This window comes from Longimicrobium sp. (assembly GCF_036399255.1).
Lineage (GTDB): Bacteria > Gemmatimonadota > Gemmatimonadetes > Longimicrobiales > Longimicrobiaceae > Longimicrobium.
Genome location: NZ_DASWNM010000096.1, coordinates 1 through 24,015 on the forward strand (window position 1 = coordinate 1; position 24,015 = coordinate 24,015).

Here is a 24,015-nt window from a genome sequence, read left to right on the forward strand (position 1 = left end):
CCCCGGCGAGTGATCGCCGGGGCCGCGTCTCGTTTTTCGTGTCGCGGAGAGGCCGCGCGCGAGGAGAGACCCCAAGGAGATTCAACGCGGGACCAAGGGCGCGGTGCGAAGCAATCCCTCACGTCGCTTTCTCCCGCCGCAATGGAGGAAAACAACCTTGCCTGCCGGGAAGGGGTGCTCTACAATGCAAGAGTTGGCCGGGTGCGCGCGGGTGCGTTTGACGTTCACGTAAACTCGTTAGACGGAGAAACCTGTATGTCCAGATTTTTTCGCTTCACGCACGCGGCTGTCGTGACGGCAGCCCTGTTCTCCGGCGTTTTGGCGGCGACCGGCAAACCTGCTCCGTTGAACGCGCAGATCACGTGCTGGGTGTGTGTCTGCGACGGCTCCAGGTGCACCTGCGAACAGGTCAGGTGTCCGGACCCTCAGGCGCAGTAGGAGAAGAATCGCGGCTGGACGTTTTCTGCTCCAGGATCTGACCGGCTCCGCGTGCACCCGCTGCAGGCCGGCCGAAACCGTTTCGATCCCCTCATCGTCCGCATCCGGCTCACCATGATGATGCAGAGACCTTCGCCATTTCCGGTGTGTGCGGCTCTCGGTGCCGCACTCCTGAGCTGTGCCTGTGGCGACGCCCCTGGCGATCGGGCATTGGCCGGAGGAGCTCCAGTCGTGGAAAGCAGGGCACCGCGCCAGGCTGGGGGAAACGGCTGGGCCGTGTCGCCATCGCCGCTGCGTGAGATCGGCGGCGCGGACGAAGGGGGGGCGTACCACTTCACCACCGTGGCGGGCGCGGTTCGCCTGGGGGATGGCCGCATCGTCGTGGCCGACAAGGGCTCACAACGCCTGCACGTGTTCGATGCGGACGGGACCCACCTTCGCGGCATTGGCCGGGAGGGCGGCGGACCCGGCGAGTTTCGCGGACTCGACGGCCTGGTGCTGCTGAGGGGGGATTCCATCGCCGCGTGGGACTCGCGGCTGCGGCGCGTTTCGGTCCTCGATCCCTCAGGCCGGCTCGCGCGCGAGGTTACGCTGGATGGGCTCGGCCTCTTTCCACGCTTCAAGGGCATGCTCGACGACGGCTCCTTCGTGCTGGCGGCGGGCCTTCGGCCCGGCGCCGCCGCGCCAACCGGAGCGGCCGCGCGGCGCGATTCCGTCACCTATCTCCGCTTCGGGCCCAATGGTGCGCTGCTCGATACGGTGGGACGCTTTCCGGGCGCGGAGATGGTCACCCTGCCGTCCACCGGCGCCATGACGATGGAGCAGGTGGTGTTCGGGCGGGACTTTCACCTGGTCGCCGGACAAGACCGGTTCTATGCCGCCGACGACGACCACTACGAGGTCACGGAATACCGGCCGCCCAACACGCCGGTGCGGCGGATCCGCAAGCCGCACGAAGAAGTGCGGGTGTCAGCCGGCGACCTTGCACGCGTTCGCGAGCAGTCGCGAGACGTTTCCGGCGTGCCGCCGCAGCTTCGGGCGCAGCTGGCCCGGCGCAACCCGGATGTCCCGCACCGGCCTACGCTTCCCGCGTTCGAGTCGCTTCTGCTCGACGCGGAGGGATACCTGTGGGTCGAGTACCCGCGCGTGACGCGCGCTGAAGCCAGCCGGTGGGACGTGTTCGACCGGGAGGGCCGGTGGGTGACCACCGTGGCGACCCCCGGCGGGTATCAGGTGCTTCAGGTCGGGCGTGACTTCGTTCTCGGCACCGCGCGCGATTCGCTCGACGTGGAGCACGTCCGGCTCTACAGGCTGGCCCGTTCGCCGTAGCATCGCCCTACTCCGCGTCGGGAAGCTCGTCGGGCGCGTTCTCTTCGATCCACACGGACTTGATGTTGACGAACTCGTGGATGCCGAAGGTGCCCAGCTCGCGCCCGTACCCCGACTGCTTCACCCCGCCGAAGGGAATGCGCGGGTCGCTGGCGACCATGGCGTTCACGTACGTCATCCCCGCCTCGATCTCGGTGACGAAGCGGCGGCGCTCGGCGTCGTCGCGCGTCCACACGCTGCTCCCCAGCCCGAACTGCGAGTCGTTGGCCAGCGCGATGGCCGCGTCCACGCTTGCCACGCGAAAGAGCGACGCCACGGGGCCGAACACCTCTTCGCGGTACGCCGGCGCGTCTTCGGGGATGTCGGCCAGGATGGTGGGGGGATAGAAGAAGCCCGGCCCGTCCATCCGCCGCCCGCCCGTCAGCAGGCGCGCGCCGGCGGCGATGGAGGTGCGCACCTGCTCGTCGACCTCGTCGCGGATGGCGGCGGTGGCCAGCGGGCCCACGTCCGTGCCGTCGGCCATGGGGTCGCCGACGTTCAGCGCCTCCATGGCCGCGACGAACAGCCGCTCGAACCGGTCGGCCACCTCCTGGTGCACGATGAAGCGCTTGGCGGCGATGCAGCTTTGCCCGTTGTTGATGCAGCGCGCCCTGGCCGCCGTCCGCGCCGCCCCCTCCAGGTCCGCGCTGGGCATGACGATGAACGGGTCGCTGCCGCCCAGCTCCAGCACCGTCTTCTTGAGGTTGCGCCCGGCGCGCTCGGCCACGCTCTGCCCGGCCGGCGTGCTGCCGGTAAGCGTGGCCGCCGCCACCCGCTCGTCGTCCAGCATCCCCGCCACGGCGTCGCTGCCCACGAGCAGCGCCTGGAACACGCCCTCCTCGAACCCCGCGCGGCGGAGCACGTCTTCGATGGCCAGCGCGCACTGGGGCACGTTGGAGGCGTGCTTCAGCAGCCCCACGTTGCCCGCCATCAGCCCCGGCGCGGCAAAGCGGAAGACCTGCCAGAAGGGAAAGTTCCACGGCATCACCGCCAGCACCGCGCCCACGGGAAGAAAGTGCACCTCGGCGCGCGCGGTGCCGCCCACGTCCACGATCTGCGGCGCCAGCATCCCCGCCGCGTGGTCCGCGTAGTGGCGGCACACCCACGCGCACTTCTCCGCCTCCGCGCGGGCGGCGCCCAGCGTCTTGCCCATCTCCGTGGTCATCAGCCGCGCCAGCCGGTCCTTTTCCGCGTCCAGGATCTCGCCCGCGCGCCGCATCTTTTCCGCGCGCTCCGCCAGCGGGGTGCGGCGGTGCCGCTGAAAGGCGTCGGCCGCGCGCTGCAGCTTCTCATCCACCTCCGCCGCCGTCAGCGCGTCGAAGGTCCGGAGCGTCTCCCCGGTCGCGGGGTTGAGGGTGGCGATGGGCATGGGATCGTCTTTCCTGATGCGCGGTGCGGCGTTGGGGGCGGCCGGTGGTGGATTGTCGGATGTCGCGGCCGTCCGCAAGAATGAGGCGCCGAACAGCGTCCGGAAGAATTAGCACGGTCCTGCATCAGACCCTGCCAATCACGGTGTTCGCCGCCAGGAGCGAATGAATTCGGAAATATGTACTAGACGCACACCCGTCCCGAACAGGACTTTAGGGATTGAATTGAATCCGGATACAGCCGGACACCGCCGGATATAGCCGGATTTGGCGGCCCCGAAACGGTCCAGACGCGAGACTCTTGTGATCCCGAATCGACCGTTTTCGATCCGCCCTATACACTGAATCGTGCATAAATATGTTGGCAGGCACTAGGCGCCCGGTTACTATGACTCACCTTCCCCTGCGCGGCGAAAAAGCGGAACTGGAGTTGATCCCCGCAATTGAGGTAGAGCCGACTATCCACACGCCGCGAGATAGACGTCCTCTAGCATGCCTGTTCGTGCGGAACACGCGCCAAGGAAGCATAGAAGACTGTGAGGGAGAAGTGGTTGCTGCCTATGGCGTAATCGATGGGGAGCGCGTCCCGCTTGAAGGTCCGCCGTTCCTGCTCAGATGGGGTAAGACGCATACCGCCGATCCCCACAACCCCAAGCACTCGTTGGCGAAGTCTGCGATTCTGGAGGTTGCCAGAGCCGATTGCAATTGGGGCCGTTGCAGCCTGCGGTTACTGTCCTTCCATCCCGAGCGCATCGTTGCCGGGCGTCATGAAACCGGCGACCACTTCTTGCCCGAGCACACGCGCTACGTGCTGGACATCGAGGTTTCCGCCCGGAATACTGCTTCGGTGCGGAAGGAGTACCACGTTGAGGTTGGGTTTCCGGAGGACCGGGGGAAGCCTGATGGGGGAGGCGGGTGGACAGGTGGACAACGGGCGGAGTTGCTCGCGTTTGAAGTTCTCACGACGCCCGAAAGCCCGCACTCCCAAGACGGTGTGAAAAAGAAGTGAGTGGAGCGAGGGGGACGGCACATGAGCCGCCCCCCTTTTCTATTTCAGCCACTCCGGCGGGCTCCGTGTCGGTGCCAGACCCCACGCACGCAGACGGTAGCGATCCGCACGCTTTGGCACTATCCTGTCTGGATAGGTGACTTCATGCGTTCGCCCTTCTGCCACCCCCCGGAAAGTGCCTTCACAGCCGCGCCAACACCGCATCCCGCCGCCGCCCGCCGCGCTGGACCGCCTGCGCGTTCTTGAACAGGTAGAGAGCACGACAGGGCTTGTGCTCTGGCGTGCGCTGGTGGACGTGCGGCTATGGGCCGCCGCACCAGACGAGCGGCGCATTCTGTTCCACGCGCCAAACGCGGACGTGCGGGAGCGGTACGCACTGGCGCGTGCCGAAACTCCAGAACTGGCGCCTGCGCTGGGGACATTCGGCCTGCTTCTGCAAGCGCCTGACTTGCTGGACGCGGCGCAACTCGCGGAAGCGTGCGCCTTGGTCCACGAGTGGGCCGATGGCCGCGGGCTCTACATGACTTCCCTCCTCTTTGCCGAGGCCGCCGCATACGCAGAGCCGGACAACCCCGCGCGCGCCAACCTCGCGGCGCGGACTGCCCGAATGGTGATGGAGTACGACCGTGTTAGCGCGTGGCACCTCCGTGCCCACAAACTGTCCGTGCGCGCCAAGAACGACGGCGAGAAGGTTTCAGCGTTGATCGGATACGGTGCCATGATGAAGGCGACCGGCAGATACGCCGAAGCGCGCCGTTTCTTCCAGCGGGCTGCGAACAAGGCGACGGAGACCGGGCGGCGGAAAGAGGCGGGCATGGCGCATCACGATTTGGCGAGCATCGCGGTGGAGGTAGGCGACTTCCGGTTAGCGGAATTGCACACAAGCGCCGCGCTCCCGCTCTACCCGAACGACCATGCGCGCATTCCCGCGCTTGCGCACGACTTCGCTTTCGCCCTGATCCGTCAACACCACTACACCGCCGCGCTGTACCTGCTGGAACGCGTGGTGCCGCTGATCCGCAGGCCAGAGGAGCAGGCCGTTGTTATTTCGTCGTTGGCGTGGGCGGCAGCCGGAGCCGGGCGGCTAAACCGCCTTGCCGAAGCAGAGCGCACGGCGGCTGAACTGGTGGGCATCTTTGACGAATACGGCCCGGCGGTGTTCATCCACTTGGCGGAAGGCTGGCGCGCGTGCGCCGAATGGGAGCGCGCGGACCGTTACGCCGATGCCGCGTTGCGCGCAGCCGAACGGCGAAAGGAAGCACACCTAGCGCGCGAAGCGGCCAACCTGCGCGAGACGATCCGGCAACGCGGAAGACCGGAGCGGGATACGCAGCCGGGGCCGCGTACCAGGGCCGTGCTGCGCGACGTGTCGGCACGGCTGGGCAGGTGGAAGCAAGCTCCGGGCTAACCGCCCGGAGCTTGCCCGCATTCAGCCGCCGGAGCCGAGCGTGTGCCCGCCGCCGCGCTGCGTGGTGTCGCCCTGCGTGGTCGTGGTGCCGGGGGTGCCCCCGCCGGAGCCCAGCGTGTGCCCGCCTCCGTCGTAAGAGGGACCGGCGGGAGATAGGGGGGCGGAAGTGTCCCCACCGCACGCGGCGGCGCCAACAACCAGCGCCAAGCCAGCAACGATTCGCCTTGCTTTCACGATTGCCTCCGGAATGAGAGAGTAGGGGTTTTCGGGTAACGCACCCCTAATCTAGCCACGACACACCAAATCAGCCACGAATCCAGACTAACCCAAACCCGCCAACAATCCAAGTTACAGATGGTGCGAGCCGACATTAGCGTTGCTCGCATGGATACCAATAACCCTGCGGACAAGCCCGCACAGAGCCCGGCGGCCCCGCCGTCCGAACCGGAGCAGGCGCCGCCGCTCCCGCCCCTTTCGTCCGTCAACGTGACGCTGCATCCGATTGGCCGGTACTACAACGGCGGTTTCTTCGGTAGCGGCAACTAATGGCAGACAGGGATGCGCGCCGCATGGTTCCGGGACGGCATACTCTGGGCAGTCTGCCGGAGTCGGTGGGACGGCTTGACCCCGCAAATCTGCCCGCCCTCCCGCCCATCGTGCCCGCCGCCGAAGACGTGACGGACGGGGCCGAACCGCTCCACACGATCTACGTTGCCACATGGTACGCGGCGCGCGAGCGGGCGCCCGATGCGGGCCGCGTACTGGTGGACTTGATGGACCGTGTAGAAGCGGCGTGGCCCGCCGTGCGTGACCTGCAACAATGGTTCGAGGCGAACCATACGCGCTCGCGAGAACGGGACGCCTACGGGCACCTGCTGGCCTTCATCGGCGCCGATCTGGTGGACATGTTCCGCGAAGTGGCGGGCGGGGTGACGGACCTTGTGCCCGGCGGGCACAGGTGGGAAGCCGATGCCGATCCGGACGATGTGGCGGGGGACGTGGACACCTTCGTCCGCTACCTTGCGCTTCTGCACCTTGCGGTGCAGAAGGCACCAGTGCCGGAGCCGTTTGCCCTGTTGATTTCGTCCGTCGCGGAACGGCTCCGGGGGTGGAGTGACGAAGTGGTCGCGCTGGTGACGGCGTGCGCCGGGGATGAGTGAAGCGGGCGCGGACGCTCTGTTGGACGCTCTGGTAATGGGCTTAGCACTGTGGGTGTGCCACCGAACGCTTATCCACGACTTCGACCGACTGTACGAGGACGCGCCGCACAGGCGGGTTGCGCTGGTGCTCTGGTGGGGGCTGGCGGCGGTGTGTGCGGGGGCGCTTGCGGACGCGCTGCTGCGGCTGGGCGCGGCCCTGCGGTGAAAGGCGCACTGGGAAGTGAAGCCGAAGACGCTTGGGTGGCCTTGTTGGTGCTGGGCAATATCTGCCCCAGCCGCGAGACGGCGGGGCGCGACTTCCTGAACCTGCTTGAGCGGGAGTTTCAAGCGAGCGGAATGCAGGTGCCGGAGTGGATAGAGGAGTTGCGGAGCGGCTACCATAAACGAGCGGGGCGGCTACTTAGCCGCCCCGCTTCACGTCTACTGACCCGCCGTCCCATTCATGGGTGGGATCGGGGACGAACAAGGTCGTTTCATAATTCCCCAGCAGTACCAGCCAGCCACCGGGGACAGCCGCGCGATAGTAGTGATGCGTTCTTTGATCCTGCTCATAGGTCAGTTCCTCAAACCGGAGCGGAGGCCGTTCATCAGTCACGTTGACGCGCTCTCCCTGCCCGTCTGCCGCCCGTTCCCCGGGGCAGGTTTATGACAGGTGTTTCCGCGGATGCGGTATGCTTGGGTTTTCTGGAGACACGAGACGGGGCCGCCGCATCGCGCGACGGCCCCGTCATCATCCATCCACCAGCCGTTCAGCTCAGGAGTTCGCGGCGGCGGCCTGGGCGGACTCGGCGACGTCGCGCAGCTGGTGCACGGCGACGGCGTAGGCGGCCAGGGGGCAGTCGCCGCCGCGCAGCTCGCCCAGCAGCTCGCGGTAGGCGCGCACCTGCCGCGGGTGCTCCTTTTCCACCTGGTCCAGCGCGCGCTTCCCCTCGCCGCCGTTGTGCGAGAGCACCGCCTGCACCAGCAGCCGCTGCGCCCGCTGCACGTCATCGCCCAGGGCGGCGGCAAAGCGGCGCTCCCACGGGTCGCGCCCGGCCGTGCGCACCACCGCCTCGCGCAGCCGCGCCGTGCCAAAGCGCTCCGACACCGCGTAGAACGCCCTGGCCGTCTTTACCTCGTCGGTGCCGGCGCGGCGGGCCACCTCCACGATCTCCAGCAGCTGCGGAAGGAAGCGCAGGGTGATCAGCCGCTCGCCCAGCGTGCGGTCCACGCCCAGGTCCTGCAGCTCGCCGAGCCGCGCCATGAAGATGCTTCGGTCCTCGCCGCTCACCACCTTGGCGAAGCTGCCGCGCAGCACCGACAGCCCGCGGCGCGCGTCCTCGATGAGCGCGTCCGTCGCGCCGTCGCCCGGCACGTTGGCCAGGATCCACGCCGTGGTGGCCTCGAGCACGCGCCCCAGCCCGCTCAGCCAGCGGTAGATGGTCTCGACCGGGTGCTTGCCCTCGAGCGCCGCCATGTCGGCGCGGATTTCGGGCGCGCCGCTGATGCGGCTGGCCACCAGCCACGCCCGCACGATGTCGGGGATGGAATTTCCGCTGTCGCGCGACAGGCGGTGCAGGAAGCTGCTCCCCATCAGGTCCACCAGGTCGTTCACCAGCTGCGTGGTGACGATCTCGCGGCGCAGCCGGTGGGCGCGCAGCCGCTCGGGCCCGGCCGCCTCCACCGCCTGCGGCGGAAAGTAGTTGACCAGGTACGACTCCGTCGCCGGGTCGTCGGGCACCTTGCTGGCCAGCAGCTGCGCCTTGGCGAACATCTTGGCGTGCGCCAGCAGCACGCACAGCGTGGGGCGCGACAGCCCCTTGCCCTCCGTGCGCCGGTCCGCCAGCTCGGCGGCGCCGGGGATCCCCTCCTTCTCGCGGTCGATCAGCCGGTCGCGCTCCAGCGCCGTGATCAGCGCCAGAAAGTCGTCCAGCGACTCCGCCGAGCGCCGCTCGTCCAGCGAAACGGCCAGCGACTGGCTGACGTTGTCGTGCAGCACCAGCCGGCTCACCTCGTCCGTCATCTCGCGCAGCAGGGCGTTGCGCGACTCGGCGTCCAGGTCGCCGTCGCGGACCACCGGGTTCAGCAGGATCTTGAGGTTCACCTCGTGATCCGACATGTCCACGCCGGCGCTGTTGTCCAGCGCGTCGGTGTTGATGCGGCCGCCCTGCAGGTGAAACTGGATGCGGGCGCGCTGGGTGAGCCCCAGGTTGCCGCCCTCGCCCATCACCTTGCAGCGCAGGTCCTCGGCGTTCACCCGCACCGGGTCGTTGGTGGGATCGCCCACCTCGGCGTGCGTCTCTTCCCGGTCCTTGAAGTAGGTGCCGATGCCGCCGTTCCACAGCAGCTCCACCGGCGCCGTGAGCACCGCGCGGATCAGCGACTCGCCGTCCAGCACCGTCACCTCGTCGCCCAGCCCCAGCGCGCGGCGGGCCTCGGGCGTAAGCTCCACCTCCTTGGACCCGCGCGGCACCAGGATCGCGCCCGCCGACAGCTTCGACCGGTCGTAGTCCTCCCAGGAAGAACGGGGGAGGTTGAAGATGCGCAGCCGCTCCTCGAACGACGTCGCCGGGTCGGGATCGGGGTCGATGAAGATGTGGCGGTGGTCGAAGGCCGCGATCAGCCGGATCTGCTTCGACAGCAGCATCCCGTTGCCGAACACGTCGCCGCTCATGTCGCCGATGCCGGCCACGGTGAACGGCTCCTTCTGGATGTCCTTGCCCATCTCGCGGAAGTGGCGCTTGACGCACTCCCACCCGCCGCGGGCCGTGATCCCTTCCTTCTTGTGGTCGTAGCCGTTGCTTCCGCCGCTGGCGAAGGCGTCGTCCAGCCAGAAGCCGTACTCCGCCGCCACCCCGTTGGCCACGTCGGACAGGTGCGCCGTCCCCTTGTCCGCCGCGACCACGAGGTACGGATCATCCCCGTCGTGCCGCACGACGCCGGGGGGCGGCACCACCTTGCCGTCCACCAGGTTGTCGGTGATGTCGAGCATCCCCCGCATGAGGGTGCGGTACTGGTCCGCCGCCTCGGCGCCCATCCGCTCGCGGTCGTCGAAGCGCTTGCGGGTGATGAAGCCGCCCTTGCTGCCGTTGGGCACGATGACGGCGTTCTTCACCATCTGCGTGGTCACCAGCCCCAGGATCTCGGTGCGGAAGTCGTCGGGCCGGTCGCTCCAGCGAATGCCGCCGCGGCTGACGGGGGCGCCGCGCAGGTGCACGCCCTCCATCCGCGACGAGTGCACGAAGATCTCGTACAGCAGCCGCGTCTTCTTGAGCTCGTCCACGTCGGCCGAGCGCAGCTTGAACGACACGTACGGCACCCCGCCGCTGCGCACCTGGGGATCGGCCCCGCCGGTGCGGAAGTAGTTGGTGCGCACCGTGCCCTCCATCAGCGCCAGCAGGCGGCGCAGGGCGCGGTCGTCCGCCAGCGAGGCGACGCCCTCGAGGCCTTCCATCAGCCCCGCCCGCACCTCGGCCTCCGTTTCCTTTCCCGCCTGCGGCCCGAAGCGGGCGTGGAACAGGGCCACCAGCCCCTTGGCCACCTGCGGATACGCCGCCAGCGCGCGCGAGACGGCGATGCGGCTGGGGATGGCGCCCACCTGGAAGGCGTACTCGGCGTAGGCGCGCAGCAGGTCGGCCTCGCGCCAGCGCAGCCCGGCGGCCAGGGTAAGGCCGTTGAATGGGTCCTCCACCGCGTCGCCGGCGCGCACGGCCAGCAGCGACTCGGCGAGGACCGGCGCCACGTCGTCGGGGATCTGCGTGCCCTCGCGCGTCTGCACGGCGAAGGAGTAGATCATGAACCCCGCCCCGGGGGTGCGGACGGTAAAGGTGTCCACCTCGATCACCCGGACGCGCGCATCCTCCAGGATGGGCATGAAGTCCGAGAGCACCAGCCGCTCGCCGCGCAGGTACAGCTTGAGGAGCGAGCACCCCGCGGGCGCGGTCTCGCCCTCCAGCGGCTGGCGCAGCTGAAGCCCCACGGCCTCGCCGCGGCGGTCCAGCGCCTCCATGTGCAGCACGTCGTGCACGGCGGCGGCCGGCGAGACGGCGGCGCGGTACTCGGCGCTGAACGCGGGCCCGTAGGCGCGCCCCAGCCGCAGCGCCTCGGCGTCGTCCTGCACCATCTCGCGCAGCGCGTCGTCCAGCCGGTCTTCCCAGGTGCGCACCAGCCCCGCCACCTCGCGCTCCAGCGCGCGGGCGTCGGGCACCTGCGCGCCGGGGGCGGTGGAGAGGTAGAAGTGCAGCCGCGCCCGGTCGCCCGCGTCCATGGCCACGTGCGAGCTGAGCACCTGTCCGCCCACCTGCTGGGCCAGCCGCTCGCCCACGATGCGCCGGGCCTCGCCGCTGAACCGGCCGCGGGGCAGGATCACCATCACCGCCGCCTCGGCGCGCGCGCCGTCGGAGCGCACGACGACCCGCAGCTCCTCGCTGAAGAGCGAAGCCAGCGCCGCCTTCACCTCGTCCGACAGCTGTGCCTCGGAGGCCTCGAACAGCTCCTCCTTGGGCATGCTGTTGACGATGGTGACCATCTCCTTGTAGTCGTGCCCGCCGGGAAGCGCGCCGGACGAGTCCAGCACCCGCTGCAGCTTGCCGCGCAGGATGGGGATGTCCTCGGCGGCGGTGGCGTACGCCTGCGAGGTGAACAGCCCCAGCAGCCGCCGCTCGCCCCGGATGCGCCCCTGCTCGTCCAGCGTCTTTACGCCCACGTAGTCCATCCGGGCGCGGCGGTGCACGGTGGACTCGCGGTTGGTCTTGCTGACCACCAGCACCGGCCCGCCGAACAGGCGCGAGCGCACGTCCTCGTCCACCTGGCTCACCGGCACGCCGTGCCCGTACGCGGACGACGACGTGTCGCGCAGAATGCCCAGCCCCGAGCCGGGGCGCACGGCCAGCACGGCGTCGTCGCCCTCGCCCTGCACCACGTATTCGCGGTAGCCCAGGAAGACGAAGTTGCCGTGGCCCAGCCAGCGCAGCAGCTGCGCGTCCTCGCTCAGCACCTCGGCGCGGCCGGGAAAGCGCCGGGCGTACTCCTCGACGGAGCGCGCCAGCTCTTCCGCGGTCTGCACCATGGCGGCGAAGTCGCTGGTGGCCTCGACCACGTCGGCCAGGCTGCTGCGCACCTCGTCGCGGATGGCGTCGCGGCGGGCGGGGTCGTGCACGCGCGCCACCTCGGCGTGCGTCAGCGCCTCCAGCGTCCCCTCGTCGCCGCCCACCTCCACGATCTCGCCGGCGGCGTCGCGGCGAATGCGCAGCACCGGATAGACGTACTGGTGGATGGCCAGGTCCTGGCCGGCCAGGTACTCGCGGATGGTGTCGACGATGAAGGGCCGGTCGCCCACCTCGGCGCGCAGCACGGTGACGGGGGCGCTCCACCCCTCGTCCTCGGGGTTGACCACCTGCACGTTCACCTGGTCGGGCCGGGCGTTGCGCAGGAACTCCCACGCGCCCAGCGTCATGGCGGCCAGCTGGTCGGGGCCGCGCTCCTCGAGCAGGTGCCGCGGCGACTTGGCGAAAAAGGCGCGGGCGAACTCGCACAGGAGCGCATTGTCGGCCCGGGCCAGGCCGGTGAGGTGCGCGCAAAGCTCATCCACCGTGACGGCGTGGGCGGGCTGGGTCAGCGTTGTGCTCATGCAGCGTGCGTGCGTTGCTTTGTGCCGGTTGCATTCGCCGGGCGGTCCGGCGGGGGTGGCAATGTAATGGGTGGGTGGGGATTTGGCACGCGGGGAGAGGTTACAGGGGACAGGGGACAGGTTACAGGGGGATAGGGAATAGGGAACAGGGAATAGGGAATAGCCTGCACGATGTGGATGGAGGGCTCGCCCCGGACCCTGCCGCGACGTTGATACCCTCTCCCGCTGCGAGCTTGGGCGTGCGGGTGAGGGCCCCGCCGCGCGGCGGAATCCGTCCAGGCGCGTGCCCGCTGTCCCCTGCAACCTGTCCCCTGTAACCTATCCCCTGAAACCTCAGGCCCCGCTTCACGGTACAACCCATCCGCATCCCTGCAGCTGGCCCGCTCGTTGCCACCGAACGCATGCGCCTATTGACGCGGCGGACGTTTTCGCCAATCGTCGTGGGTTGAAGAACGCTGTACACCGTCCAGGAGTCACGCCGATGTTCTCGCAGGTTCACCGCTTCCGCACGCTGGGGATGGCCGCCCTGGCTGCGCTCGGCCTTGCCGCACCCGGCCTTGCCGCGCAGGCCCAGCCCGACACCGTTCCCGTGGACGAGCGCCCCAGCGGCCTGGTTACGCGCGAGGAGCTGATGGCCGACCGTCTGCGCCGCATCGGCGTCGACAACCCGGACCCGGCGCCCACCGCGCCCCGCAACCGCGCCGACAGCGTGGAGTGGATCCGCTGGCGCCGCGCGGCCAACGCGGCCACGGGGCGGCGCATCGTGGTGTCCATCTACGACCGCAAGCTGTGGCTCATCGACGGGCGCGACACGCTGCTCGAGGCGGTGGCGGGCGTGGGGATGGGCGTGGTGCGCGGGCCCAAGGGCATCGGCATGCGCGACTTCAGCACGCCGCGCGGGCGGCGCACGGTGCTGGCCAAGCAGGCGGACCCCAAGTGGACCCCGCCCGACTGGCACTACGAGGGGCTGCACGACGGTCCGCTGCGCCAGTTTCCCGCCGGCGGAATTCCGCTGGAGGACGGCACGCGCGTGGTGCGGCGCGGGCAGCACCTGGGCGTTCAGCGCGGCGCGCAGTTCGACACCATCCCCGCCGAGCGGCCGCTGGTGTACGGCGGGGTGATGTACATTCCCCCGTTTGGCACGGTGAACCGGCAGATCCCCGACGTGCTGGGCAAGTTCAAGCTCGACACCGGCGACGGCATCCTCATCCACGGCACCAACGACCCGCTGGCCGTGGGGTTCTGGGGCACGCACGGCTGCGTGCGCCTGTTCGACGACGACATCGAGTTCGTCTTCGACAACGCACCCGTGGGAACACCCGTCTTCATCTACTGACGACTTCAGTAGATGGAGGATGGATGACGGATGACGGATGATGGATGATGGATGACGAGAAGCCCCGTCCGCGGCAGCGCGGACGGGGCTTCTGTGTTTGCGGCGGGGGGCCGCCTCGGGCGAATGAATTCGCGGCTGGACCACGCGATGCCGGCCTTCGCCGGCGGTTTTTCGCCGCACGCCCACCGCGGTGCGCCGTTGAAGCCTCGCGCGGTTTGCGAGGCTTTCCGCTGTCGTTGCGGCGAGTTTACTCGCTCTCGGAGATGCCGGTCGGCGGCGCTCTCCCCTCCATTCCGCGGCGCCCGCCGCCCAGGCGAATGAATTCGCGGCTGGACAACGCGATGTCGGCCTTCGCCGACGGGTGTGCGCTGTTGAAGCCCCGTTCGGCGCGCGCCAGCGAGCCGGGACGGGGCTTGTCGCTTTTCCAGCAGCGGGTTTACCCGCTCATGGATCGCGAGGCGAGTCGGCGAGCTCCTCCATCACCCCCCCCGCCTCGGGCGCCAGCTGGATGGACTGCATCACGCGCTCGGCGGTGCTGTCGGTCTGGGGGTTCACGGGGCCCAGCACCTGCACCTGCCACAGCGTCTGGCCGCGCAGCACGGTCAGCATCTCGCCCATGGCGGCCTGGCCGCGCACGTCGAAGCGCATGGAGGTGCGGACGGAGGGCGCGCCGGACGTCTGCACCCGCGCCTGCGCGTGCGTGAACTTTTCGATGGCGGGGTTCTCACGCACGGCGTTCAGGGCGCTCTGGGCGGAGCTCTCGGCGCTGAGCACGGCTTGGGGGCGGTAGATGACGCGCGAGACGCGAATCTCCGTGTCGTCGATGGTCCGGCCATAGCTGTCGATGCGCTGCACCATCTCGCGCACGGCGGGGTCCAGGGCGGCGGGCACCTCGGTGGTGATCTGCAGCAGGCGCCCCGGCGTCGCCAGCGTAATGCCGGCCACGGTGACGGGCCCCCACTGCTCGCGCTTGGCCGCGGTGCGAGGGCGGTCGCAGGCGGCCAGCGCGCACAGCACGGCCAGCGCGGCGGGGAAGGCTCGGACGGATCTGGTCACGGTGTGGGGCCTGGATGTGAAAGACGCCCGCGCCGCGGAGTGCGGGCTACGCGGCGTCCAGGTCGCGGACGATGAGGATTCCGCGCTGCTCCGAAGGCACGTACGTCATCGACACCTGCACCAGCCGGTCACCGCCCGCGAAGCGGAATACGTAGCGAAAGCGCGCCACGGCGGTGGCGTTCGCCTGTACCATCTCCCGGTAGCGCCCCTCGAACTCCTTTACCGAGGTGCAGGGCGCCACGTCGCGAAAGAAGCTGCGGCCCAGCACGTCGGGGGCGGCCAGCCCGCTGTAGCTGCTTTCGAACGCGTTGAAGGCCAGGATCACCCCGCCGGGATCGATGGTGATGAACCCGAACGGCAGGCGGTTGGACGCGCCGGCATCCAGCTCCAGCAGGTGTTCCACGGGCAACATGCGCAACTCGGCGGCGCAGGTGGCGCAGAAGCCGATGGGCGGGCCGGCGTGGGGCCGGTCCGCGGGGAACGATCGGTCGCAGAGCACACAGGTGCCCCGCGCGGACAGCGGCGAGGTCTCCATGCCGCACAATCTACAGCGTCCGCCGTCGTCAGGGGAGAGCCGCCGGCGTCTGCTCGCCGGCGGAGGGAGGGTGAAGGGGTGAAGGGGTGAACGGGGAGGGACGATCGGCGCGGGTGAAACGTGGGAGGGCATTCCGCCGGTCGGTCATCCCTGGTGGCGGGTTCGGTTGCGGCGGGGTGCGGGGCGCACGATCTTGTCGAATCACGACAGTTTCTCCCACGTACGTCCTGGATGACTTTCCTCTCCGACCCGCCCCGGGCTTCGGGCGCGCGCCGGGACCGGGCCATTGCCCGTGTTCCGCTGCGCGACCAGGTTCACCACGCCATCGTCGACCGCATTCTGCGCGAGGAGCTGCGGCCGGGCGCGCGCATCAGCGACACCACGCTGGCGCGCGAGCTGGGCGTAAGCCGCACGCCCATCCGCGAGGCGCTGCTGCGGCTGGAGCGCGAGGGGTTTCTGGAGGCGGACGTGGGCCGCGGCTTTTTCGTAAAGCCGCTGAGCGTGCGAGAGGTGCGCGAGGTGTACCCGGTGCTGTGGACGCTGGAGGTGGCCGCGCTGCGCGGCACCCCGCCGCTGACGCACGAGCGGCGCGCGGAGCTGGACCGCATCAACGCGGCGCTCGAGGGCGAGCAGGACCCGGAGCGGCGGATAGACCTGGACGAGGCGTGGCACCGCACGCTGCTGGAACCGTGCGGCAACGCGTACCTGATGGGGCTGATCGCCACGCTCAAGACGGTGATCCGCCGCTACGAGTACGCCTACATGCAGAACGCCGGCTACATCCCCGTCAGCACCCGCGCACACGAGCAGATCGCGGAGCTGCTCTCCGCCGGTGACGTGGACGGCGCGGCGCCGCTGCTGGAGAACAACTGGCGGTTCACGCTGGAAAGCCTGCTGAAGTGGCTGCGCGAGGTGGTGTGAACCGAGGAGCGGGGGTCGTGCGCGTCGGCGGGCCTCTCTCCGGGACCGGCGTTGCCGCGGACGGTGGCGCGGGTTCGCCCCAGGAGCGAATGAATTCGCCGCTGGAAACGCGCAAAGTCGGCCTGCGCGGACTCGGCGGCCCGGCGGTGTGCGGCGGCCCAGGCGCCTGCGCGTCCGCAGCCGGTAAGGCCGCGCGGCGGCCCACCTCGTACATGTGCTCACGCCCCGGACTGTCATTCCGAGCGAGCGCCGCCCCGCACCTTCCACCTACCCCGCACCCGGCGCGCGACCGAGGAATCTACTGTCGGCCTCTTCCGCGTTTGTCGTAGCGCTCTGATCTCGCCCCACAGGTCCGTCACTCAGCGGGTATCGCTCACATTCCCTGAATTGACTTCCTGAGGGAGGCGCCGCCCCGTAACGCGCTTGTACACTGCACTTTGACGCCGACCGAAGGACCTTGCCGGCAGAAAAGAGGGGCCGGCTCCACGTCGTGAAGCCAGCCCCATGGTGCCGCGGAGTAGATCCTTCGGTCGCGCGCACTCGGTTGTGTGACGTCCGGTTGCACGTGGTGCGCTCCCTGAGAGCGTGTTTAAGAATCCGACGCTGCGCATCCAGGCCGATCGCAGATCTACCAGCGCTGTCATTCCGAGGCACGGCCACGCCGTAGCCTGCTTTCACACCAGAGGGTGCAGGGTCGAGGAATCCCCTGTCGGATTGCTGGAGGGCAGACGCGGTAGCCCGTGCTTCCCTTGCGGCTGCGACACGGGCGGACAGGGCCAGTGCCGGAGCGGTGCGGCGGGGCACCAGCAGCAGACAGTAGATTTCTCAGTCGGCGCGCCGGAATTTCGTGCGAGCCGATGGTGCGGTGTGGCGCCTCCTTCGAAATGACAGACCGGCGCGACCGCAGGGATTCTTGAACACACTCTCAGCCTCAGGAAGTCACGCGTTGGCATGATATCCGGAGGCCTCTCACGTGCGGGGGAGGATGGCGAGGATGCCCATCAGGCTGTTCCTGCTCTCGCGGCGCCGACCGGGGACGTGCAGCGACGAGGGCGTGGAGCCATCCAGGTACAGCCCGTCGCCGCAGCGCAGGCGGTCGCGAAAGAAGAGCGCCAGGTGCGCCCGCGTCAGCGGATCGTCCGTCTTTACCAGGTACACGGAGCGGCCGTCGACACACACGCCGTTGCGCACGACCCGCGTACCCGCAAGCATGCTCGCTGGCGTGGCGCCCGCGGCCGGGCCGGCGAGCGCGCCGTCCAGCAGGAGCGCGGGACCGGATTGCGTCGCCTCGGCCATCTCGGGGATGCGCGCGCGGGCGGCGTTCGACTCCACGATCTCCGCGCGCCCGGCGGACGTCACGAAGAACACGGCGTTGGGCTGCTCGTAGAAGTTGCCGCGCCCTTGCCGCAGGTTCAGCGGCGCGAGCACGCGGCCGCGCTCCACGTGCAGCCCGTCCGGCGCCGTGAATCCAAAGATCCCGGCGTTGCTCGCGGCCAGCAGCGTCTCGCCCTGCGCGCGCAGGGCGGTGGCGAGGCGCGCCTGGCTACCGTAGCCGCGCCCCGCCGCGTCGCGCCAGTACAGCTGGATCCGCGTCCGCGCGGGGTCGGCGCGGACGATGGCGAACCGCACGCCGTGCCACGTCTCGGTGCGATACTCGAATCCCTCGGGCTGGGCGTGGCCGCGGCCGGGCGCCGCCCGCACCGCCGCGGCGGCCAGCGCGACGGCGGCCAACGCGAGCAGCGATCCGATTCTACGCGATTGCATGATCGGCCTCCCGTGATGGGGAACGGGCACGGCAACTCTGGCGCATGCCCCCATCCTGGTTGGATGTGCTGCCCGGCGGCCTTTTCTCATCCCTCACCGCCGCACGGTGATGGGGCGCCGCGCGGTGGCGGGGGGCTGGCCGGGGGCGCGCACCGTCACCTCGAGCGTGTAGTCACCGGGGCGCAGGTCGGCGGGGATTCCGACGGCCAGCGACCGGCCGACGACCGGCCCCGCCTCGACCCCCTCGATCCACCCCAGCCGCATGGTCCGCGCGGCCTCGACGATGCCGATGGCCTCCAGCCGACGCCGCCCCCACACGGCGGTGCCGGGGATGAGCCCCACGCGCACCTCCAGCGAGTCGCTGGCCTGCACCCGGTACATCTCCCAGAACACCCCCACCCGCTCCCCCGGCGCCACCACCGCCGAGCCGCGGGCGAAGCGCGCCGCCTCCATCAGCTCCGTGGGGCGCGCCTCGGCGTGCGCCAGCAGCAGCAGGTCCGACACGCGCGCGTCCGGGTCCCACGCCACCGCCTGCCGCTGGCGCGCCACGGAACGGGTGGAATCTTCCCGCAGCTCCAGGCTGACCACCGAGCCGGAGCCGGGCACCTCGACGATCAGCGAGCCGCTGGAGGCCGTGGGCTGCCAGGGCGAAGACGCGCTCCGTCCGCCCGCGTCGTCCATCGCCACCAGCTCGGCGTGCAGGCGCGGGTCGGGCGGCAGGCTGTCTTCCGAGAGCGCGTATCCCGCCACCACCATCGCGCCGCCGGGGCGGGGAAAGGCGGCCATCTGGTGCGGCAGCGTCATGATGTGCCGCGCGTACTCCGGCGTGTAGCGCGTGACCGTGGGCTCCGGCTCCGAGAGCGGCCATTCGTCGCCGCGCAGCCGGGCGGGGTCCGCCGCGGTGGCCAGGGGCGGGATGAACTCCCAGCTGCGCGGCGCGTTGTAGCCGATGGCCGAGGTGTTGTCGGACGAGGCGTAGAACAGCGGCTCGTAGCGCTCCCACGCGGTCAGCCAGCCGTAGCGCAGCAGCAGCACGCGCAGGTCGTCGGCCCAGCGCACCTGGTCTACCCGGCGGGCGCGCTGCAGCACGTGGTGCATGGTCCAGCGCGCGTAGTGCTCCGTCAGCCGGTCGTTGCCGGGCCGCGACCACAGCGGGTCCGCCAGCCACCAGACGCGCCGCGCCAGCCGCTCGCGCTCCTCCGGCGGCGCCACGCGCCAGGCCCGCTGGTCCTCGGGCTCCAGCAGCACCTCCACGTCCGTCCAGCGCGCGCGCTCCTCCGCGTCCATCTCCCGCAGCGCGGCGTCGAACGCCTGCTCCGCGTCCGGGAACCGCTCGGCCATGTGCAGCGTCAGCCCCTCCAGCGCGGCGCACCACCACCGCTCGGCCCTGCACTCCCGCGCGGCGGCGACGGCGCCCGGCTCGTCCCCCGCCTCCAGCAGGTAGCGAATGCGCTGCCCGGCGATCCACCCGTCGCCCGGCAGCGCGGTGGCCGCCCCGGCCAGCGTCGCCACCAGCTCCAGGCGGCGCTGCGTGATGGCGGGCGGCTCGGCCGGCGGCTCGTCGCCCTGCTCGTCGTCGCTGAACCGGTAACAGAAGCGGCCCACGGTCACGTCGCACTTGCCCCCGCCGCGGGCGTGGGTGCGCGGCAGGCGCTGAAAGCGAAAGCGCTCGAAGCCCGCCTGCGCCGCGCGCGCCTGGCCCAGCACCGCGGCGGAATCCCGCCGCGCTTCCCTGGATGCATCGACCGTCACGCGCTCCGTCTGCGCCTGGCCAACGGTGGGGAGGATGAGGACGATGGAGCCGGCGGTGACCGCGAATCGAACGAAAGCAGGAATCATAGGCGCGCTCCGGTACGTGGGGAGAGCAGAAGGGGTCAGTGTCCGTGCCGCATGGAGCGGACCGCGCGCACGAATCCCCCGTGCAGCGGGTGCGCGGGCTGCGTAGATTGCGGATGACGTACAGGGTTCGCCCAACGTGGGCATCCCCCCCACACGCTCCACGGCCACCATCATGAACAACGATCGACCGCGGCAGATCTGCAACGTCGTCTTTGCCGTGGGGCAGGCGGCGGCGCCGGCCATCACGCCGATGCTGGGGCTGCCGCAGGTGGGCAGCGTCTCCGACCGCTATCCCACGTACGTGGTTCCCGCGGGCTACGCCTTTTCCATATGGGGGCTGATCTTTGCGCTTTCCCTTGCTTACGCGGTCTGGCAGGTGCTGCCGGCGCAGCGCGCCAATCCGCTGCTGCGGCGCGTGGGGTGGCTGACGGCGGCGGCGTTCGCGGGGAGCACGGCCTGGGAGTTCGCCTTTCCCGCGGGGATGTACGGGGTGAGCGTGGTGCTCATCGTCATCACCCTGGCCTCGCTGGCCGTGGCGGTGGCGCGGCTGGCCGCGTGGCGTACGCCGTTCACGGGCACGGAGCGCGGGCTGGTGTGGACGACGTGCGGCGTGTACCTGGGATGGATCACCGTCGCCACCATCGCCAACGTGGCGCAGGCGCTGAGCGCGGCGGGCGTGGTAGAGCTTGGCCTTGGCGGTGAGGCGTGGGGGATGGTGATGCTGGCCGCCGCCGCGCTCATCGCCGTCTTCGTCACGCGGGCGACGCGGAACGCCGGGTTCGCGCTGGCGGTGGTGTGGGCGCTGGTCGCCGTCTTCGTCGCCCGCCGCTCGCCGCCCCTGCTGACGCAGTCCGCCGCCGTCGCCTACACCGCCCTCGCCGCCGCGGTCGTCGTGGGAGCGGCGCTGGTGCTCAGCCGTGGCCGGCGGGCGCGCACCGCGTGATCCGGCACCGCATCGCGTCTCCTGCTGAATCCGCGGAAACACCTGTCATTCTGAGGAAGCGCCCACCGCAGGCTCTCGGGAAAGCCGCGAAGCCAGTGGCGCGACCGAAGAATCTCCTTCCCCTCGCGCGGAACCTTCCCCCGGGCATCGCCCGGGAACACACCGTGACGGAAAGATCCTGCCGCCCAGATGGAGATTCTTCGGTCGGCGCCACGCTCTTGGGCGGGAGGAGAGCACCGTGCGGCGCCTCCCTCAGAATGACAGGCTGAACAAAAATCGAGGAAACACCTGTCATTCTGAGAGAGCGCCCCACCCCAATCTTCCGGAAAAGCTACCGAGCCAGTGGGCGCGACCGAAGAATCTCCTTCCCCTCGCGCGGAACCCTCCCCCGGGCATCGCCCGGGAACACAGCGTGGCGGAAAGATCCTGCCGTTCCCGACAAAGATTCTTCGGTCGGCGCCACGCTCCTGGGCACACGGAGAGCACTACGCGGCGCCTTCCTCAGAATGACAGGTTAAAGAAAAATTGAGGAAACACCTGTCATTCTGAGGAAGCGCCCACCGCAGGCTCTCGGGAAAGCCGCGAAGCCAGTGGCGCGACCGAAGAATCTCCTTCCCCTCGCGCGGAACCCTCCCCCGGGCATCGCCCGGGAACACAGCGTGGCGGAAAGATCCTGCCGTTTCCAACAAAGATTCTTCGGTCGGCGCCCACGCTCCGGGGGTAAAAGGAGAACACTGCGTGGCGCCTCCCTCAGAATGACAGGTTTGGTTGGATGATTTATGAATAAACGTTCATAATCATCCGGTACCACCGACGTTGCGGTAGCCGGAGGCGAAGACCAGGGCGACGAGGACGATGAGGATCATCCCGTAGGCCGCGGCGCCGCCGAAGTCGAACGCGCGCAGCTGCGACAGCATCTCTACGGAGATGGGCCGCGTGCGGTGCGTGTAGAGCAGGATGGACGCGACGAACTCGCCCAGCGCGGTGACGAACGCCAGCAGCGCGCCGGCGGCCAGGCCGGGAAGCACCAGCGGCAGCACCACACGGCGCGCCGTGGTCCACCGCGACGCGCCCAGCGACGCGGCGGCTTCTTCGAGCGAGGGATCCAGCTGGCGGAAGCTGGCGAGCGCGGCGCGGGTGACCAGCGGGATGTTGCGGACGAAGTACGCCAGCGGCAGGATGGCGAAGGTGCCCACGAGGACGAAGCGGCCGGCCAGCGGCTGGTTGACGTTGAAGGTGTACGCCAGCGCGATGGCCAGCACGGTGCCCGGCAGCGCCCACGGCAGCGCCACCAGCGCGCCGATCAGCCATCCCCCGCGCACCCGCCGCCGCGACAGCAGCCACGCCGCCGCGTACGCGAACACCACGTTGGCCACCGTGGCCACCGTCGCCATCCGCAGCGAGTTGATCACCGGCACCAGCCGCTGCGAATCGCTGAAGATGCGCGTGTAGTTCTCGGTGGAGTACTCCGGCGGCAGCGCCTGGATGGTCCACGTGCCCTCGGGGACGAACGACACCAGCAGCACCGTGGCGTGCGGCAGCAGCAGGAACCCCACGAACGCCGCCGCGGCCAGCCCCACCAGCCATCCCCGCCCGCCGCTCTCGCGCCGCCCCGCGCCCAGCCCCTTGCCCGCGCCCGTGTACTCGCGCCGCGACTCGTAGCGCTGCAGCAGGAACAGAAAGAGCAGCGACGCCAGCGCCAGCACCACCGCCTCCACCGCCACCAGCCCGTCTTCGCCGTTCAGCTTGCTGTTGTACAGCTGCGTGGTCAGCACGCGAAATCCGCCGCCGAACACGTACGGCGCGCTGAACGAGGCCATGCTGGTCATGAACACCAGCAGCGCCGCGCCGCCCAGCGCGGGCGCCAGCATGGGCAGGGTCACGCGGCGCAGCGTGGTCCAGCGGTCCGCGCCCAGCGCCGCCGCGGCCTCGGCGTAGCCGGCGTCCAGCCGCGACAGCCCGGCCGAGACGAAGAGGTAGAAGTACACGTACATGGTGTACGCGTGCACCAGCAGCACCGCCCACGCGCCCGAAAGGCGCCACGGCGCCTGCTGCAGCCCCAGCAGCGTCTGCACGCCGCGGGTAAAGAACCCGCTTTCGCCGTACAGGAACATGAAGCTGATGGTGCCCACCAGCGGCGGCAGCAGCACCGGCATGGCCGCCAGCGCCCCCAGCACCCGCCGCCCCGGGAAGTCGCGCTGGGCGAACAAAAAGGCCAGCGGCACCCCGATCAGCGCCGAAAGCACCACGCTGGCCAGCGAGATCCACACGCTGTTCCACAGCGCCTCGCGCTCGCTGCGGCTGCCCAGGAACTGTGCGTAGTGCTCCAGCGTGAAGCGGCCGCCGTCCAGCACGCTGTCCGCCAGCACGAAAAGGTTGGGATACAGCACCAGCCACAGCAGGAGGACGAGAACGATCCCCGTCAACACCCACGGCGTACGCCCGGACTGCGTCACTCCGCCACGGTCAGCCATCCATCCTCTCCGCGCGATCTTCCATTTTCAGCCGATTGGTGCGATGGTTGTTGCCCGCGCGGCGCCCGGCCTCGCGACCCCGTTCCCCTCCCAGGAGACATCCCCATGAAGAGCTCGCTGAGCCTGGCGCAGCTGGAAGTAGAAAGCTTCGAGACCGCCGGCGACGATGCAGATCTGGAGATCCCCACCGGGTGCACCGTCGCCGAAAGCTGCGCCTTTCCGCCCGCCTGCCCCTGGCTGGGCTAGCCGTCTCCGGACCCGTACCGAGAGCACCCGCGCGGCATCCCGCCGCGCGCATTCCCCTCCTCACAGGAGATTTCCCGATGAAGAAGAGCTCGCTGGACCTGACCCGCCTGGAAGTCGAGAGCTTCGAGCCCGTGGGCGAGGTGGCCGCGTTCGGCCGCGTGGGCCAGGGCACCGCCTGCTTCGAAACCTGCAAGACCGACCCGACCAGCGATCCCGACGTGGAAACCTGCGGCCCCCTCGGCTGCGACTGACCCATCCACCATCATCCTGACCGGAAAGAACACGATGCGCAAAGCCAAGCTGAGCCTGGACACGCTCCGGGTCGAGACGTTCGAAGTGGCAGCCGCCGGCGAGGGCCCGCGCGGCACGGTGCACGCGAATGCAGGAACGTTTTACGGCACCTGCCAGGGCACCTGCGTGAATACCTGCGGCGGGCCCACCTGCGAGTATCCCTGCCAGACCGCGGACACCTGCTACCTGACCTGTCGTGACGCGTGCGCCTGGACGAATGGATACCAGGTTTGCAAGGAGACACCCTGAGCC

The 24,015-nt window shown here is 69.7% G+C and carries 20 protein-coding genes; 12 read left to right on the plus strand and 8 right to left on the minus strand.

Annotation, left to right across the window (positions count from 1 at the left end; all coding sequences use genetic code 11):
• The first annotated feature begins 669 nt into the window (after positions 1-669).
• Positions 670-1,767: a 6-bladed beta-propeller gene (locus VGC13_RS17635; protein ID WP_331126600.1), complete on the plus strand. Its 1,098-nt coding sequence runs from the start codon at positions 670-672 to the stop codon at positions 1,765-1,767.
• A gap of 7 nt (positions 1,768-1,774) precedes the next feature.
• Here VGC13_RS17635 and VGC13_RS17640 read toward each other — a convergent pair whose 3' ends face one another.
• Complete coding sequence (locus VGC13_RS17640) at positions 1,775-3,175, minus strand: NAD-dependent succinate-semialdehyde dehydrogenase (RefSeq protein WP_331126601.1); 1,401 nt, start codon at positions 3,173-3,175, stop codon at positions 1,775-1,777.
• Positions 3,176-3,675: 500 nt separating this feature from the next.
• Between VGC13_RS17640 and VGC13_RS17645 the strand changes: the two genes are divergently transcribed.
• Entirely contained in the window at positions 3,676-4,182 is a 507-nt protein-coding gene (locus tag VGC13_RS17645) for a hypothetical protein (protein ID WP_331126602.1), read from the plus strand.
• A 175-nt stretch (positions 4,183-4,357) separates the two neighbouring features.
• The gene (locus VGC13_RS17650) at positions 4,358-5,590 is read left to right on the plus strand and encodes a hypothetical protein (RefSeq protein WP_331126603.1); all 1,233 of its coding nucleotides are present in this window, start codon (positions 4,358-4,360) and stop codon (positions 5,588-5,590) included.
• Positions 5,591-5,611: 21 nt separating this feature from the next.
• Here the strand turns inward: VGC13_RS17650 and VGC13_RS17655 are convergent, their stop codons facing one another.
• Positions 5,612-5,824, minus strand: coding sequence for a hypothetical protein (locus VGC13_RS17655; protein WP_331126604.1), 213 nt, complete (start codon positions 5,822-5,824; stop codon positions 5,612-5,614).
• A gap of 150 nt (positions 5,825-5,974) precedes the next feature.
• Here VGC13_RS17655 and VGC13_RS17660 point away from each other — a divergent pair, with 150 nt between their 5' ends.
• The 3 genes from VGC13_RS17660 to VGC13_RS17670 all read left to right on the plus strand — a co-directional run bounded on the left by VGC13_RS17660 (position 5,975) and on the right by VGC13_RS17670 (position 6,955).
• A complete protein-coding gene (locus VGC13_RS17660) occupies positions 5,975-6,136 on the plus strand; it encodes a hypothetical protein (RefSeq protein ID WP_331126605.1) in 162 nt (53 codons plus the stop codon).
• 110 nt (positions 6,137-6,246) lie between these two features.
• Entirely contained in the window at positions 6,247-6,750 is a 504-nt protein-coding gene (locus VGC13_RS17665; protein WP_331126606.1) for a hypothetical protein, read from the plus strand.
• Positions 6,751-6,769: 19 nt separating this feature from the next.
• On the plus strand, positions 6,770-6,955 hold the full coding sequence (locus tag VGC13_RS17670) for a hypothetical protein (RefSeq protein ID WP_331126607.1): 186 nt from the start codon (positions 6,770-6,772) through the stop codon (positions 6,953-6,955).
• A gap of 549 nt (positions 6,956-7,504) precedes the next feature.
• Here the strand turns inward: VGC13_RS17670 and VGC13_RS17675 are convergent.
• Positions 7,505-12,358, minus strand: a complete 4,854-nt coding sequence (locus VGC13_RS17675; RefSeq protein WP_331126608.1) for an NAD-glutamate dehydrogenase — start codon at positions 12,356-12,358, stop codon at positions 7,505-7,507.
• A 481-nt stretch (positions 12,359-12,839) separates the two neighbouring features.
• Here VGC13_RS17675 and VGC13_RS17680 point away from each other — a divergent pair, with 481 nt between their 5' ends.
• Positions 12,840-13,694, plus strand: a complete 855-nt coding sequence (locus VGC13_RS17680; protein ID WP_331126609.1) for a L,D-transpeptidase — start codon at positions 12,840-12,842, stop codon at positions 13,692-13,694.
• 444 nt (positions 13,695-14,138) lie between these two features.
• Here VGC13_RS17680 and VGC13_RS17685 read toward each other — a convergent pair whose 3' ends face one another.
• The gene (locus tag VGC13_RS17685) at positions 14,139-14,750 is read right to left on the minus strand and encodes a hypothetical protein (RefSeq protein ID WP_331126610.1); all 612 of its coding nucleotides are present in this window, start codon (positions 14,748-14,750) and stop codon (positions 14,139-14,141) included.
• Positions 14,751-14,796: 46 nt separating this feature from the next.
• A complete protein-coding gene (locus VGC13_RS17690) occupies positions 14,797-15,162 on the minus strand; it encodes a PAS domain-containing protein (protein ID WP_331126611.1) in 366 nt (121 codons plus the stop codon).
• Positions 15,163-15,516: 354 nt separating this feature from the next.
• Between VGC13_RS17690 and VGC13_RS17695 the strand changes: the two genes are divergently transcribed.
• On the plus strand, positions 15,517-16,206 hold the full coding sequence (locus VGC13_RS17695; RefSeq protein WP_331126612.1) for a GntR family transcriptional regulator: 690 nt from the start codon (positions 15,517-15,519) through the stop codon (positions 16,204-16,206).
• A gap of 969 nt (positions 16,207-17,175) precedes the next feature.
• Here VGC13_RS17695 and VGC13_RS17700 read toward each other — a convergent pair.
• Together VGC13_RS17700 and VGC13_RS17705 are read right to left on the minus strand one after the other, a co-directional pair.
• A complete protein-coding gene (locus VGC13_RS17700) occupies positions 17,176-17,970 on the minus strand; it encodes a phosphodiester glycosidase family protein (protein ID WP_331126613.1) in 795 nt (264 codons plus the stop codon).
• A 93-nt stretch (positions 17,971-18,063) separates the two neighbouring features.
• A complete protein-coding gene (locus VGC13_RS17705) occupies positions 18,064-19,809 on the minus strand; it encodes an FF domain-containing protein (protein ID WP_331126614.1) in 1,746 nt (581 codons plus the stop codon).
• 172 nt (positions 19,810-19,981) lie between these two features.
• On the opposite strand from VGC13_RS17705, the gene VGC13_RS17710 reads away from it, so the two are divergent.
• The gene (locus tag VGC13_RS17710) at positions 19,982-20,752 is read left to right on the plus strand and encodes a hypothetical protein (RefSeq protein ID WP_331126615.1); all 771 of its coding nucleotides are present in this window, start codon (positions 19,982-19,984) and stop codon (positions 20,750-20,752) included.
• A 797-nt stretch (positions 20,753-21,549) separates the two neighbouring features.
• Here the strand turns inward: VGC13_RS17710 and VGC13_RS17715 are convergent.
• Complete coding sequence (locus VGC13_RS17715) at positions 21,550-23,226, minus strand: iron ABC transporter permease (RefSeq protein ID WP_331126616.1); 1,677 nt, start codon at positions 23,224-23,226, stop codon at positions 21,550-21,552.
• 105 nt (positions 23,227-23,331) lie between these two features.
• On the opposite strand from VGC13_RS17715, the gene VGC13_RS17720 reads away from it, so the two are divergent.
• The 3 genes from VGC13_RS17720 (at position 23,332) to VGC13_RS17730 (ending at position 24,012) form a co-directional block, all read left to right on the plus strand.
• Entirely contained in the window at positions 23,332-23,472 is a 141-nt protein-coding gene (locus VGC13_RS17720; RefSeq protein ID WP_331126617.1) for a hypothetical protein, read from the plus strand.
• A 77-nt stretch (positions 23,473-23,549) separates the two neighbouring features.
• Positions 23,550-23,723, plus strand: a complete 174-nt coding sequence (locus tag VGC13_RS17725; RefSeq protein WP_331126618.1) for a hypothetical protein — start codon at positions 23,550-23,552, stop codon at positions 23,721-23,723.
• A 34-nt stretch (positions 23,724-23,757) separates the two neighbouring features.
• Positions 23,758-24,012, plus strand: a complete 255-nt coding sequence (locus VGC13_RS17730) for a hypothetical protein (protein ID WP_331126619.1) — start codon at positions 23,758-23,760, stop codon at positions 24,010-24,012.
• The last annotated feature ends 3 nt before the right edge of the window (positions 24,013-24,015 follow it).